Annotated in this window: 14 protein-coding genes; 11 read left to right on the forward strand and 3 right to left on the reverse strand. The window is 43.1% G+C overall.

All coding sequences use genetic code 11. From position 1 onward, the window contains the following. Positions 1–60: 60 nt before the first annotated feature. The 9 genes from NWE95_08460 (at position 61) to NWE95_08500 (ending at position 7,877) form a co-directional block, all read left to right on the forward strand. Positions 61–1,152, forward strand: coding sequence for a flippase-like domain-containing protein (locus NWE95_08460; protein MCW4003927.1), 1,092 nt, complete (start codon positions 61–63; stop codon positions 1,150–1,152). A gap of 81 nt (positions 1,153–1,233) precedes the next feature. Beyond that, positions 1,234–1,596, forward strand: coding sequence for a hypothetical protein (locus NWE95_08465; GenBank protein ID MCW4003928.1), 363 nt, complete (start codon positions 1,234–1,236; stop codon positions 1,594–1,596). 176 nt (positions 1,597–1,772) lie between these two features. Continuing rightward, on the forward strand, positions 1,773–2,174 hold the full coding sequence (locus NWE95_08470; protein ID MCW4003929.1) for a molybdopterin dinucleotide-binding protein: 402 nt from the start codon (positions 1,773–1,775) through the stop codon (positions 2,172–2,174). A 7-nt stretch (positions 2,175–2,181) separates the two neighbouring features. Beyond that, the gene (locus NWE95_08475; GenBank protein ID MCW4003930.1) at positions 2,182–3,651 is read left to right on the forward strand and encodes a formylmethanofuran dehydrogenase subunit B; all 1,470 of its coding nucleotides are present in this window, start codon (positions 2,182–2,184) and stop codon (positions 3,649–3,651) included. Continuing rightward, positions 3,652–5,346 carry a formylmethanofuran dehydrogenase subunit A gene (locus NWE95_08480; GenBank protein ID MCW4003931.1) on the forward strand — a complete coding sequence of 565 codons (1,695 nt, stop codon included), beginning with the start codon at positions 3,652–3,654 and terminating at the stop codon, positions 5,344–5,346. Between the two features lies 1 nt (position 5,347). Then, entirely contained in the window at positions 5,348–6,163 is an 816-nt protein-coding gene (locus tag NWE95_08485; protein MCW4003932.1) for a formylmethanofuran dehydrogenase subunit C, read from the forward strand. Between the two features lie 79 nt (positions 6,164–6,242). Next, positions 6,243–7,025, forward strand: a complete 783-nt coding sequence (gene fdhD, locus NWE95_08490; protein MCW4003933.1) for a formate dehydrogenase accessory sulfurtransferase FdhD — start codon at positions 6,243–6,245, stop codon at positions 7,023–7,025. 109 nt (positions 7,026–7,134) lie between these two features. Further along, the gene (locus tag NWE95_08495; GenBank protein ID MCW4003934.1) at positions 7,135–7,590 is read left to right on the forward strand and encodes a hypothetical protein; all 456 of its coding nucleotides are present in this window, start codon (positions 7,135–7,137) and stop codon (positions 7,588–7,590) included. Positions 7,591–7,682: 92 nt separating this feature from the next. Then, complete coding sequence (locus NWE95_08500) at positions 7,683–7,877, forward strand: hypothetical protein (GenBank protein ID MCW4003935.1); 195 nt, start codon at positions 7,683–7,685, stop codon at positions 7,875–7,877. A 41-nt stretch (positions 7,878–7,918) separates the two neighbouring features. Here NWE95_08500 and NWE95_08505 read toward each other — a convergent pair whose 3' ends face one another. Beyond that, on the reverse strand, positions 7,919–8,947 hold the full coding sequence (locus tag NWE95_08505; protein ID MCW4003936.1) for a molybdenum cofactor guanylyltransferase: 1,029 nt from the start codon (positions 8,945–8,947) through the stop codon (positions 7,919–7,921). A gap of 60 nt (positions 8,948–9,007) precedes the next feature. Continuing rightward, the gene (gene mobB / locus NWE95_08510; GenBank protein MCW4003937.1) at positions 9,008–9,550 is read right to left on the reverse strand and encodes a molybdopterin-guanine dinucleotide biosynthesis protein B; all 543 of its coding nucleotides are present in this window, start codon (positions 9,548–9,550) and stop codon (positions 9,008–9,010) included. Positions 9,551–10,053: 503 nt separating this feature from the next. Between mobB and NWE95_08515 the strand changes: the two genes are divergently transcribed. After that, complete coding sequence (locus NWE95_08515; GenBank protein MCW4003938.1) at positions 10,054–12,063, forward strand: PAS domain S-box protein; 2,010 nt, start codon at positions 10,054–10,056, stop codon at positions 12,061–12,063. Here the strand turns inward: NWE95_08515 and NWE95_08520 are convergent. Continuing rightward, positions 12,060–12,356 (reverse strand): hypothetical protein, encoded by a 297-nt coding sequence (locus NWE95_08520; protein ID MCW4003939.1) that lies wholly within the window; start codon positions 12,354–12,356, stop codon positions 12,060–12,062. The two genes, NWE95_08515 and NWE95_08520, sit on opposite strands and share 4 nt — an antisense overlap. Positions 12,357–12,605: 249 nt before the next feature. On the opposite strand from NWE95_08520, the gene NWE95_08525 reads away from it, so the two are divergent. After that, positions 12,606–13,256 (forward strand): hypothetical protein, encoded by a 651-nt coding sequence (locus NWE95_08525; GenBank protein ID MCW4003940.1) that lies wholly within the window; start codon positions 12,606–12,608, stop codon positions 13,254–13,256. Positions 13,257–13,325: the final 69 nt, after the last annotated feature.

Raw genomic sequence — 13,325 nt, forward strand, 5'->3', positions numbered from 1 at the left:
TCAGAGCGAAAGCTGAAATAGTATCACACATTATTCTAATCGGAAAACAACCGCATGTCTATGGCTCAAACACCCGTTCCCCTTTCTGTCAAAAAATGGATTCTAATCTCAGCTGCTATAGGCTACGCGGCACTTATCATTTACCTACTCTACTTCGTAGGTATCTGGGATATAGCGGAAGCCCTACTAAAGGTAAACTTGGCCGTGTACCTCTTCGCAATTGCGGCAGTAATAATCTCCATTACCCTTCATACTCTCGTTTGGTTTCAGCTCTTAAATTTCGTTAACATTAAACTGAGTTTTCGTCGAACCTACATATTGTATTGGCTGGGTATTTTTGTAGACAACCTCATTCCTGGAGGGTGGTCTGGCGACTTGTTCAAAGCGTATCTTTTGGGCAGAGAACCAGACATTGACAGTGGCAGAGCAGTTGCTTCAGTTGTTGCAAAAAATATGTATGAAGCGATTTTCAATTTAGGAAACATGGTTTTGGGTTTAGTTCTGCTTTTGCTAAACTACACGTTGGAAGGTGCTATTTTTATCGGCATAGGCGGAATCATGCTTCTTCTTACACTGCCATTGATTATCTTGATGATTGTTAGCTTTAGACCCGATGGCGCAAAGCGGATAGTTAATCTATTCATACGCGGCACTGCACGCTTAACTCGAAACAGAGTGAACCTATTAAAATTTGAGAGCGCAGCCAACAAGCTTTTGGATGATTATCATGATGGCATGAAAATCCTAATTGAAAACCCACGGATGCTTGTGAAGCCGATGGCGCTGTCTTTTTTTGCTTGGGCGTTTGAAATCTTAACGCTCTACCTTGTCTTTGTATCACTGGGGTTCTTTGTTCCAGCAGATAAAGTGATAATTGTGCGTTCCATCGCAGGCAACATTGAAGCCCAAGGATACGCCTTCGCAGGATACGCCCAAATAGTCACTACAGCACTCTACACAGCTTTAGGGATTCTTCCAGCCGTAGCAGCGTCAGTTGGTTTGCTTGGAGGAGTGGTCATCTTCTGGCTTAAAACAGGCATCTCATACACAGCGTTCCATTGTGTGATCTTTGCCGATTGCGCAAGCTACGTATGCAACCTTGTCAGGGAAAAAGAAAATAAGTGCCCAGAAAAAGAAACTGAAAACGGCTAACTACATAACAAAAACCCGACATGATTCAAGTGCAATACCGTTAAATAATTCTCTTAAACTAGCTTAATTGAGGAAAATGTTTTGTCTGAACAAATTGTTTGGAAAAAGCCTGTATTGTCTCTGTATAGAGAAAACGATGAACAGCCCGAAACAGAAGCTTTCGCGGTCATAAAAGCTCAAAAACTAACCGTTTCCAAATCGGAAAGCGAAGGGTTTAGTGGTGCCATAAGTGACTTTTTCTGTTTAATGGGCGACGTTGATGCTGTTAAATCAGACAGCAAGTATGTTGTATGCTGGTTTGACGATTCCGTAGAGGACTTTTATGCGGGATTTAGACGGCTGTCAGGAGTGACTTTTCCCTCTGACGTCAGCTACTCTATAGATAGGCGCAACAAGAGAACTTACAACACTGCTTTCCAAGCAAAACACGCCAAACTGAAATAATAAATCCACTTTCACTGATACATAGCTCGTTTGGTTTGAGCAAAGTCCACTTGACAATATTTAACTATCAAAAAACTTTCTTCTAAATTCCTCTCTCTTTAACCTTGAATTTTACAGTTTTCTTGAACTTACTCTTAAATATAACTACATAAACTACAATTGTAAGGTCGGGAATCATGGAAGAGCAAAAGTTAAAGGTAACTTTGCTTACAGGTCGCACGATAGAGCAGGGTGTCGGCAAAGAGAAAGGAAAAAGCTCCAAAGAATACTTTGATGCATGTTCAATGTGTTATATGGATGCAGAGGATATGCGGAAGCTTGGAGTAAAAAATAACACTAACGTTTTGGTAACCACTGCTAACGGCTCAGTTGTACTCAAAGCAGTTAAATATCCTCGCGCCGCAACACCTGGCTTGATTTACATTCCCTACGGACCATGGGCAAATGCTGTATGCAGCGACAAAACCACCAGCATCGGCATGCCCTCATTTAAGGGAACTCCCGCCGAAGTAGAACCAGCCCCTGACAAAAAGGTTCTGAGCATGGAAGAGTTATTGATGAGTGAATTTGGGAGGTAAAAATACAATGTCAATAGTAACCTCTGTAACATGTCCAATTTGCGGTTGCTTATGCGACGACATCGAACTCACGATTGAAAACAACGAAGTCGTCAAAGTGAAAAACGGCTGTGCAATCTGCGAATCAAAATTCCTTGGCTACCGTGGAGAACACAGAATCAAAACGCCGTTAATGAGGAAAAACGGTAAACTTGTTCCAGTAACAATGGACGAAGCAGTCCATGCTGCTGCTGAAGTTTTAGCAAACTCGAACTACCCGATTCTTTACGGTTGGAGTTCTACCAGTTCTGAAGCTCAACGTGTAGGAGTGGAGCTAACGGAAGAAGTCGGCGGCATTATGGATAACACGGCTGTTGTATGCCATGGTCCCTCAATTCTCGGGGTTCAAGAAGTCGGCATCCCAACATGCACGCTGGGACAAATTCGGCACCGCGCAGACTTAATCATATATTGGGGCTGTGACCCTTGGAGTGCACACCCAAGGCACCTTGAAAGATACACCAGTTTTGCAGAAGGCAGATTTGAGAAAAGCGCATGGAAAGATTACATGCAAAAGCTAAAAGCTCAGGCTGGACAAAAGAAAATCCAAAGCCTCGCCAGAAGCGGTTTTGTAAAAGCCCGAACGCCCCGACCGCAATCGTGCAGTTTACCAGGTGTTCCAGCTTCCATATCCAAGCGCGGACGAAAACTAATTGTAATCGATGTTAGGAAAAGCATGTCTGCGGAGATGGCTGACTTCTTTATTCAAGTGGAACCAAACAAAGACTACGAGTTGATGCAGGCATTGCGAGTGCTAATTAAGGATGGCGAACTTGACGTTGACAAGGTTGCAGGCGTTCCAGTAGAATACTTAAAGCAAGTTGCCGACGCCTTAGTAAACTGCGAGTTCGGCGTCATCTTCTTCGGCATGGGTTTAACTCAAACTGCTGGCAAATTCCGAAACATCGAAGTCGCAATATCGCTTGTCCGCGATTTGAACATGCGCACAAAGTTCCTAATCATGCCCATGAGAGGACACTTCAACGTCACAGGAGCCAACGTAGTTTCCGCGTGGCAAAGCGGCTATCCCTACGGCGTAGACTTCTCGCTTGGCTACCCACGCTACAATCCAGGAGAAACTACCTGTATGGACGTGCTCTTGCGGGATGAACATGATGCTTCACTGGTAATCGCTGCTGACCCTGGCGCAAATTTCCCCAAGCAAGCCGTTAAAAACATGGTTAAACATCCTTTGATTGTGATTGACCCGCACATGAATGCTACCGCCATGTTGGGTGACATTGTGTTTCCAGCGGCGTTTGTGGGCATAGAGGTTGAAGGCACAGCCTACCGTATGGATCATGTGCCTTTGCCGCTAAAGAAAGTTGTTGAACCGCCAAAAGGGGTTCTTCCTGACGAGGAAATACTTCGAAGAATCCTTGAGGAAGTTCGAGTTATCAAGAAAAAGAAAGCAACCAAAAAAGCGGAGGCTCAATAAATGACTGAGTTGTTGATAAAAAACGGCTTCGTCTTTGACCCCTTAAACGGGATTAACGGCGAGAAAATGGATATAGCCGTTAAGAACGGCAAGATTGTTGCGAAGGTGAATGAGCATAAGGCTAAGGTGATAGACGCTTCTGGCTTGATCATTATGCCGGGTGGTGTGGACATTCACACTCATATTGCAGGCGGAGAAGTTAACACTGGCAGAATGGTTCGCCCCGAGGACCACGTTAAAGATGCTGTCCGCAAGACAGCTATAACAAGGTCAGGCACAGGTTATTCGATTCCATCGACTTTCGTTACTGGCTACCGCTATTCACAAATGGGTTACACAACCGTCATGAACCCGTCAATGGCGCCTCTGGAAGCCAAGCACACTCATGAAGAATTAAACGACATACCGCTTCTTGACAAGGCAACTTACCCCTTAATCGGCGACTGGTGGTTTGTTCTTGAATACCTGCGGAAAGGCGACATAGAAGGATGCGCAAGGCACGTTGCTTGGATGCTTTCCACCACAAAAGGTTACGCCATAAAAATTGTGAATCCTGGCGGATTGGAATCTTGGGGTTTCGGCAGAAACGTTCACAGCATTGATGATGAAGTTCCGAACTTTTGCATTACACCAAGAGACATTATGTGTGGTCTAGCAAAAGTAAACAAACTGCTTAATCTGCCGCATTCAATTCACCTGCACACCAACAACCTTGGCTTACCAGGCAATTACACTACAACGCTTGAGACAATGAAAGCATTAGAAAGCATACCTTATGAAGGCAGACCTGTGGGTCACATCACTCACTTGCAATTCAGCAGTTTCGGAGGCGACGGCTGGGGCAACATGTGTTCAGCTGCAGAGCCAATTGCCAAATACATCAACAATCACAATCACATGACCTTTGATATGGGGCAGGTAATTTTCACTGATACTACGACTATGACTGCTGATGGACCATTCGAATACACGCTCTACCAGTTAAGCGGACACAAATGGGTAAACAGCGATGTGGAAACCGAGACCAGCGGCGGAATCATTCCGTTCCACTACAAGAAAAACAATGCTGTAAACGCTACTCAATGGTCAATAGCTTTAGAACTTGCGTTGCTTGTTGAAGACCCGTGGAAGATGTTCATGACAACTGACCACCCCAACGGTGGGCCATTCTTTGCTTATCCAAAGATTTTAGCGTGGTTGATGAGCAAAAAGGCACGCATGGCAACGCTAAAGAAGTGCCACAAGAAGGCGCAAAAGAAGAGTTTGTTGCCTTCGATAAAGCGTGAGTTAAGCCTCTATGAACTAGCTATCGTTACTCGCGCTGGGCAAGCTAAAGCGTTAGGATTAAAGAATAAAGGTCACTTAGGCGTGGGCGCAGATGCTGACATAGCCATTTACAACATTAACCCTGAAACAACTGATATAGCCAAGAAGTACAAGGCAGCGCGTAAAGCCTTTGGTAATGCATCCTACACAATCAAGGATGGGCAAATAGTTGTTAAGGACGGCGAAGTAGTCCAGCATGCTGACGGCAGAACCATGTGGCTTGACGTGCAAACAGAAGAACCATGCGTGATTGACGAGGAGATGAAGAAACGATTTAGAGACTACTGGACGGTTGACTACGAGAATTATCCAGTATATGATCATTACATAAAAGTTAAAGACCCAATAACTGTGAAGGCGAGCGTTTAATATGATAATTTTAACTCCACTAAAAAAATTCACTTTCCCAGTAACAGCTGAATGCATAAACCCCGACGTATTCCAAGGCAAAAACACTTCCGCAATAGCAAACTTGACAGTCTTTGAAGGCAACAGACAAAAGAAACTTGGCGACCTCTTCAAAATCGAAGAAGTCAGTGCTGAATCACCAAACATAACTATTAACGGTGATGTTAGCGAAGTCCGCAGAATAGGCATGGGCATGAAAAACGGAGAAATAATCATCAACGGCAACGCAGGCATGCATCTGGGCGAGAAAATGGCAGGCGGCAAAATCACTGTTAATGGCAACGCAGGTCAATGGACAGGCAGTTCAATGAAGAACGGCTTGATTGAAATCCACGGAGACGCAAGTGACTACTTAGCATCTCCATATCGAGGAAGCACTGAAGGAATGAAGGGTGGAAAAATAGTCGTTGACGGCAACGTTGGAAGTGATTCAGGATGCTATTTACGCGGCGGATTAATCAAAATAAAAGGCAGCAATACAGGGCAATTCTTGGGCTTCCACATGAGCGACGGAACAATCCATGTTGAAAAGGACGCTAGCACAAGAGTGGGCACAAACATGACAGGCGGAAAAATCATAGTATCAGGCAAAATAGAGGAAATGATGCCCTCCTTCACCATCGACAGCGTAAAAGTCAAAGTCAAAGTTGACGATACCGAATCAGCAACAGGTCCATTCTACGTGTTCTTAGGCGACCTTGCAGAAAACGGTACAGGAAAAATCTTCGTTTCAAAAGCAAACAATCCGCACCTGAAAACCTACGAAAAATACCTCTAAACCCTAAGCCAACCCTTTTTGGGTTGCTAAACTCTATATTCTTATCACAACTAATCAAGATGCAGATAGGTGACTACTGATGGTACGCCAAGTTGACATAACAAAAATCAATCTCTCAGCTAAAAGCGTCGAAAAAATTACCGATTACGTTGCCGAAGAGAGCCCCTTGCAACTGTTTGTAAACAGCACTTTTTGGGCAACCATACTGTGCACACCCACCAACATAAAAGAACTCGCAGTAGGTCACCTCCTATCCGAAGGCATCATTAAGTCAATTGAGGAAATAGTCGAAGTCACCGAAAAAGAAAATGCTTGCACGGTTAAGCTAAAACCAAACGTTAACGTTGAAGACCGCATTAGCATTTCACGGCTCCACGCCCGTGTGATTCCTTCCGCCTGTGGAAGCGGCTCACCCTACCAGTACAAAGGCAAAATCCCAATAGTTACCTCAAACTTGACAGTAGCCGCCAAGATTGTTTTTGAGAGTGTCAACCAACTTAACTTTAAGGCGCAGGTGTTTCGGCAAACAGGCGGTGTGCACGCTGCGGCAATCTACAAAGGCGACGGTTCACTGATTGCAATGGCTGAAGATGTCGGCAGGCACAACGCAGTTGACAAGGTTATCGGGATGGCGGCTTTAGGCAAGATTGATTTTGCAGAGTGCTTTCTGGCTTTAAGCGGGCGCATATCGGGTGATGTTGCGTTCAAGGCGGCAAAAGTCGGCTTGCCAATTGTGGCATCTCTCTCAGCAGCCCTCTCCTCAGGCATCACCACAGCCAAAGAATCAAATGTAACCATAGCAGGATTCGTAAGGGGCAAACGATTAAACATCTACACAGTACCCGAAAGAATTATCATTTAATGTTTTTTCTTGTCAGGTTTGGCTAATCCAATTTATCTAATTTAACTGTTCAGCATTTAGGCAAGCTATGCAAAAGCTTAAAAATTTCTTATGCTGAATGGGAGTTAACATGACAGCTAAAGTTAAATGTGAATATTTTGAAAATGGGAATTGTTTTTCAATCCTCGAAAACGCTGAAGCTAAGGAAGCGAGGTCATTAAATTGTAGCAATGATAACGAGCAAGCTTGCTGTTATCTTTGTTCCTACTATCATGGATGCGAAATTAGCTGTAATTTTTTAGGGGAAAATAAGGGAAAAATCAAAAAGCAAAAGTTTGTTGAGAGTTCCAATGAATATAAAATTCGAATATTAAGATGCCCTTTATGTGAATCTAAAATGCTCCATAGTGACGCTAATTTAAGAATTGGGGGTTGGACAGGTCTTCTGAAACTTGTCCCGTTTGGTAGCTTAGGGGAGTTAGGGGAAGAATTACTCCCCGTTACATTATTTATCTGCCCTAAATGCGGCAAGATAGAGTTTATGGCTCAAGAAAAGACTAAGCAAAGGATAATCAATAGAAGCTAAGTATCAACATAATTGCAGAGGGGCAATCTGAGCCAACCTATTGGGGTATATTAGAAACTCATTGCAGAAACCTTAAGAGAGGTAGGTCGATATTGGCTGTTTTCAGCTTAATTAGCATGTTGAAAAATTTCTTTAACATTTTATCATTTCCTGTTTTTGATTTTCAACTTGAGGGTTCAGCCTCAACCTGCCTGCAACCCGAACCAGACGCAGAAGCAAAAAAAGTCGCCTGCATTGACGAATGGAAGATGATGAATAAGGGCGCAGTTCTCTTCTTCTTAAACTAGAAAAAATAACTTTACCAAGCAATACCATGTTGAAAACAAATTCATTGCTTTATTTGCGATAGGCACCATGCCTTGTCGGCGGTTGCCCTTTTTGCCAGCAGGTAGCAGCCGTTTTCCATATACTGGGCGGCTTCGGCAGAGTAGTTTTGGGCGGCTTTTTGGAAAGCGTCTTTTATTTGTCTGGTTAACTGCGGTATTGTCATGTTTAGGAGGGTTTTGGCTTGATGCTCTCGGCTCAGAGCTGCCCAAAAAAACAAGTGTTCCCTCTCAAAAGTGGAGGCACATTGGGCAAATACTTCTGATGCTTTTAAATAATCGGTACTGTTGTATCTCTCAGATACCTCTACTAGAAGCGTTAACGCGCCACTCGGCAGAGTGCCAAGATTCAACCTAATGTTTTCCACAACTGGTCCTTGAGCTTGACGAGGCTGCAATCGTGCTAAGTCTTCTTGTGAGTTGATGTTTACAAAGCTCTTTAGCTCTGGGTCTAAAACTTTAATCTGCCCAAGGGGTGAAACAAAAAGGGCATGTAGCAAGCCTCTTATTATGTCGTCAGGGTGCGAACGCCCAAGCTGAGCGAGCACGTCGGTAACTTCCAAGGCTTTGACGCGGTCAAGAACCATGAGTAATGTTTCAAGCCTGCCGTTGGGCCACACTGGAACAGCAACATAGGAGCCGTCAATTTCATTAAACATGTAATCTGCCACTTTTTCGCTGAGCAAAGGCACATCACAAGGAACCGTCAGACAGTAATCTGCATTGGCTGATTTTAGCCCTGTTAAAATCGCAATCAGTGGCCCACTAAGACGGTTAATTTTTAGGTCAGTAACTATTCTTGCATCATTAATCCCGTACCTTTGCATGGCATCATTATAAACTGACTTACGCCCCTCATTATCATTGACCACAACAATAACTTCATCCACAACGCTTTGAACGTTCTCGATAGCATGAACTATCAAGGGTTTACCATCAAGCATTGCAAGAGCCTTGTCCTGCCATTTCCCCTCTGCGGTCTGAAACCTCTGCCCTCTTCCGCCAGCAAGGATTATCGCCGCTCGCTTTGTCATCACAAGTATTCTCGCAACAATAAAAAACGCAAGCTGTTTATCTAATTTTCTTGCCGATTACTATTTTTTAACCGATGCTAAGTATTCTTTGACAAGTTCAAGGAGTTTTGGTCCTTCATCGGGCAGATTAAGGTAAGGTACTTCGCTTGGGGGCAACTTGGTTTTAGCTATTAGACCCGTAACCGCCAGCACGGGAGGAACAGACTCGCTTAGCGTCTTGTTTAAGTCCTCGGCTGTTTTTGCGGTTACTATCTTGAGGATATCTGGTCTTTTTGAAATGAAACTGTGAAATCCCTCGATAAAGACGATATCGAGCTGCTTGTGTTCCAACTCGCTAATTATTCTATCCAAATCACTTAAGGCAACCTTCGTCTTTTCGATTACCGCAATTTCCTCAGCCGAGACAGCAACTGTAACTTTTGACCCAGCCTTGCTGAACCGCCACGTGTTAGTGCCTTCTTTGTCTATGGTGAAGTTTTCTCGGTGAATGTGCTTTATGGCTCCGACTTTGAACCCTTCAGCTGTGAGCTTTGAAATCAAATATTCAAGAGTAGTGGTCTTGCCTGAACCGCTCACTCCGAAGGCAGCAATCAACACAACCATGACAGCGACGCCTCTTGTAGTAAGTATTTTGTTGCTTAATTAATAAACTCCATGGCAACCGTTTAACCTCGAAAAATGTTCTCTGGAGAATTCACATAAACAAAGAAACGTAGCTCACCTACTTTTATAAGGGGAGGGGGTTACGGCAGAGCAGCAAGTCGTGGTTTACTACGTACATTTAGGGTTCTCTCTTTACCACGTACATCTAGGGTTTGGTTGTACGTAGTAACGGCGCACCAACCCCATGTACGTAGTAAACAAACCAGTTTCCCGCCTTTATATAGGGGGATAGGGTCTACTGGCAGAGCAACAGAACTTTAGCGGCGCAGCGTTAAACCGCCTATAAATAAGGGGGGCTATAGACAAAATCACAATAGCTTCTCTGGTTGCTCTGGTTGCTATAGGCTCTATCCTGCTTGCGGCAAGCATGCGTACGTACTGTATATAAGATATTGGAAAGTTATTTATGCCATTTGAACCCATTATCTTCGGGGGGTCAGATAGTGAAATCTGATGTTACCCCGCTAAAAACTGAAATTGAGACTGCTTCATTGACCACTTCTTCCAAAAAACCAGATAATAGAGTTTTTTTTGGAAGTTTAGGCATAACCAAAAAACAATTCAGAATGCTATTCAACAATATGCCTCATGGTTTAGCATTACATAAAATACTCTACGACGAAAAGGGTACACCAGTTGATTTTGTTACTCTTGAAGGAAACAAGGCTTATAAGCGGATGTTAGGCGTAAAAAAAGCTGATGTGGTTTTTAAGAACATGGCGAAATCTTACCCGCTCACCATTTTAGGTCCTGCAAGCTGGTTAGAAATCTACGGCAAGGTTGCGTCAACTGGTAAACCAAAACTTTTTGAAGCCTATTCCGAAACAAAAGGTAACTATTATCAGGTTTACGTTTACAGCATGAAGAAAGATTATTTTGTTTCAGTGTTTTTAGACGTAACTGCCCAGCGGAAAAAGAGCCAACAAGAATTGGCAGAACTAGCGAAAGCTGAACAACAGCTTGTGGAGAACGCAAAAAAATATGAGTATCTCTCCAAACATGCGCCCATGGGCATTTTTGAAATCGATTATAACGGTCCAAAATTTAAGAGCGTAAATAATGCGATATGCAAAATGCTTGGTTACTCCGAACAGGAACTTTTGGCAATGAACCCCTTTGACCTCCTTTATGATGGAAGCAAAAAACGCTTTCAAGAACGGATAAACAGCCTCTTAAATGGGAAAAAGGTTGACAAGCCAATTGAGTACTACGCCAAAACTAAGGATGGACGCGGAATCTGGGGCATCATGAATATCAAGTTGAATTATAAAAACGGCAAAATCGACAGCGCGTTAGTTATTGCACACGACATTACAGCAAGAAAGAAAACTGAAGAAGAATTATTATCAGCAGAAAAGAAGTATCGAAGGCTCTACGAGACAACCCAAGACGGCATCATGGCTCGAGATGTAGAGGGAAAAATGATTGACTGCAACAAAGCGTACGCAAGAATGCTGGGGTACAGCAAAAAAGAGCTCAAAAATCTTTCTGTTCAGGGGCTTTTGCCTGAAAAATGGCATGAGCAACGCGAAAAAATAGTTAATAAAATACTGCAAACTGGGCGTTCTATTGTTTTTGAAAGAGAATATCGTCGTAAGGACGGCTCAATTTTTCCCGCATCAGTTAGGTCTTGGCGATTAACCGATGGAAAGGGCAAGGTAATCGGGACATGGTCTATCGTTAGGGATATTACTGAACAAAAAGAACGGCAAAAAAATCTTGAAAAAAACACCGACATGCTTCAAAAAATTATTGAAGAGAGAACAAAACAGCTTAAGAATTCTGAACGGTTAGCCGCTATTGGCCAAACGGCAGGGATGGTTGGGCATGACCTCCGCAATCCATTACAAACAATCACTGGCGAATTATATTTAGCAAAATCTGAAGTTGACTCACTTGAGGCTGGCACGACTAAGATGAACCTGCAGGAGAGCCTTCGTGTAATAGAAGAGCAAGCAACCTACATGGATAAGATTGTTTCTGACCTACAAGCATTTGTGCAACCTATCAAAATAGATAAAACACCCTTCAGCCTAAAAGAGCTAGCCAGCGCCGTAATTGAATCAATCGCAATACCAGCCAATATAACGGTAAAAATTCAGATTCCAAAAGATTTTCCTCAAATAAAAGCTGACTTCCAACTTCTAAAAAGAGTTCTTATTAACCTAGTAACTAATGCAGTGCAAGCAATGCCTGAAGGCGGAAAACTGGCCCTGACCTCAAAGGTCGACAGTGAAGGACACGTATTCATTAGTGTACAAGACACTGGCATAGGAATTCCAGAAGAAATTAAACCACAAATATTCACACCCTTATTTACAACTAAACCTCGCGGGCAGGGTTTCGGCTTAGCCGTTTGCAAACGTGTAATTGAAGCGCACGGTGGAGCCATCAGCTTCGAAAGTAAAAAAGGCAAGGGCACAAAATTTACAATTCGATTTACAGCCAGCTAAGAATCAGGCATTTCTTTTTTGATTTTTAATTTTTGCCTAAGACTATAAACGAAAACTAAAAACCAGAATACGACTGTTACCCAACCCAAAGCAAAGCCAATTATGTTCCCTAAAAGGTGATAGGCAAACTCGAAGCCGAGGATGGAGAGAAAAGTCAGAAAAGAGCCGACGATGCTGAAGCCGCGGAGGACATTTCTGTTTTTTATAACTGCCCTCAGCAACCATAGAAGGGCGACGAAGTTTATGATGCTGGCTACATCTAAAATCAGGTTTGCAAGCGCTAGAGTATCCAAAGTTTACCCCTTACCTAAGCCAAACACACTACGCCAAAACTTAAGGTTACCGCAGCCCCAAGACCCAAGACAAGCGGTACATAAACTAAAAACGTAACAACATTCTCTTTACTCTATTTAACACCTAAAAAGTAATAGTATTTGTTTGGGTTAAAGCTGCTGTCTTTCCTTTGATAGTTGTATGGAAGCAATTTGGTAAAAAACATATATAGTATTGGAAAGATTACTGAGAATTAATGGGTGATAAAAATGTTGGGAACTAGAAAAATTACACTTGTACTAACATCTATTATGATTATTGCTCTTTGTAGCGGTTTAGTTTCTGCATTACTACCTGATGATGTATCAGTATCTGTGGTTTGGATGGATCAGTCAGTTCAGCGAGGAGAAACAGTAACGCTTAGAATAAATTTCGGTAGCAACAGCGACAACCAAATTGTAATAGAAAAGTTAGGCTTGCACTTTGATTGGATGGAGAATAATCAATTTTACACTTACGATTTAAGCGCTAATCCTGTAACTGTTCCAGCCCGAGGTAGCTATGTTTTTAGTTCTGTAACTATTCAAATTCCACCGTACGCAACCACTGGCTCCCACACTTATTATGTTGCCATTGACGGAAAAGAAGGAACAGACCTCACTAGTTTCGGTTGGGACTCAGATGAATTTACCATGGAAGTCGTTCCTTCTAGCACACCTACAGCTACTCCAAAATCAAGCCCAAGTGGCAACGGCGGAGGCGGTACAGGCAGTTCTTCAGACTTGTTATTAATTGTTGCTGTTATAGCTGCTGTCGTAATTGTTGCATTGCTAATAGTCGTGTTGATGATGCGACGAAAGCTAAAGCAGGTCACTGCTCCCGCAGCTTCCAACCCAGTGACGCCGCCTAGTACAGAATAAGGACGATTTTTTTCTTTCTTTACCTTAGTTGATAAATTAGTTGTGACTTTGAAAAGGCTTATAGCCAAT

The organism is Candidatus Bathyarchaeota archaeon (assembly GCA_026014725.1).
Lineage (GTDB): Archaea > Thermoproteota > Bathyarchaeia > Bathyarchaeales > Bathycorpusculaceae > Bathycorpusculum.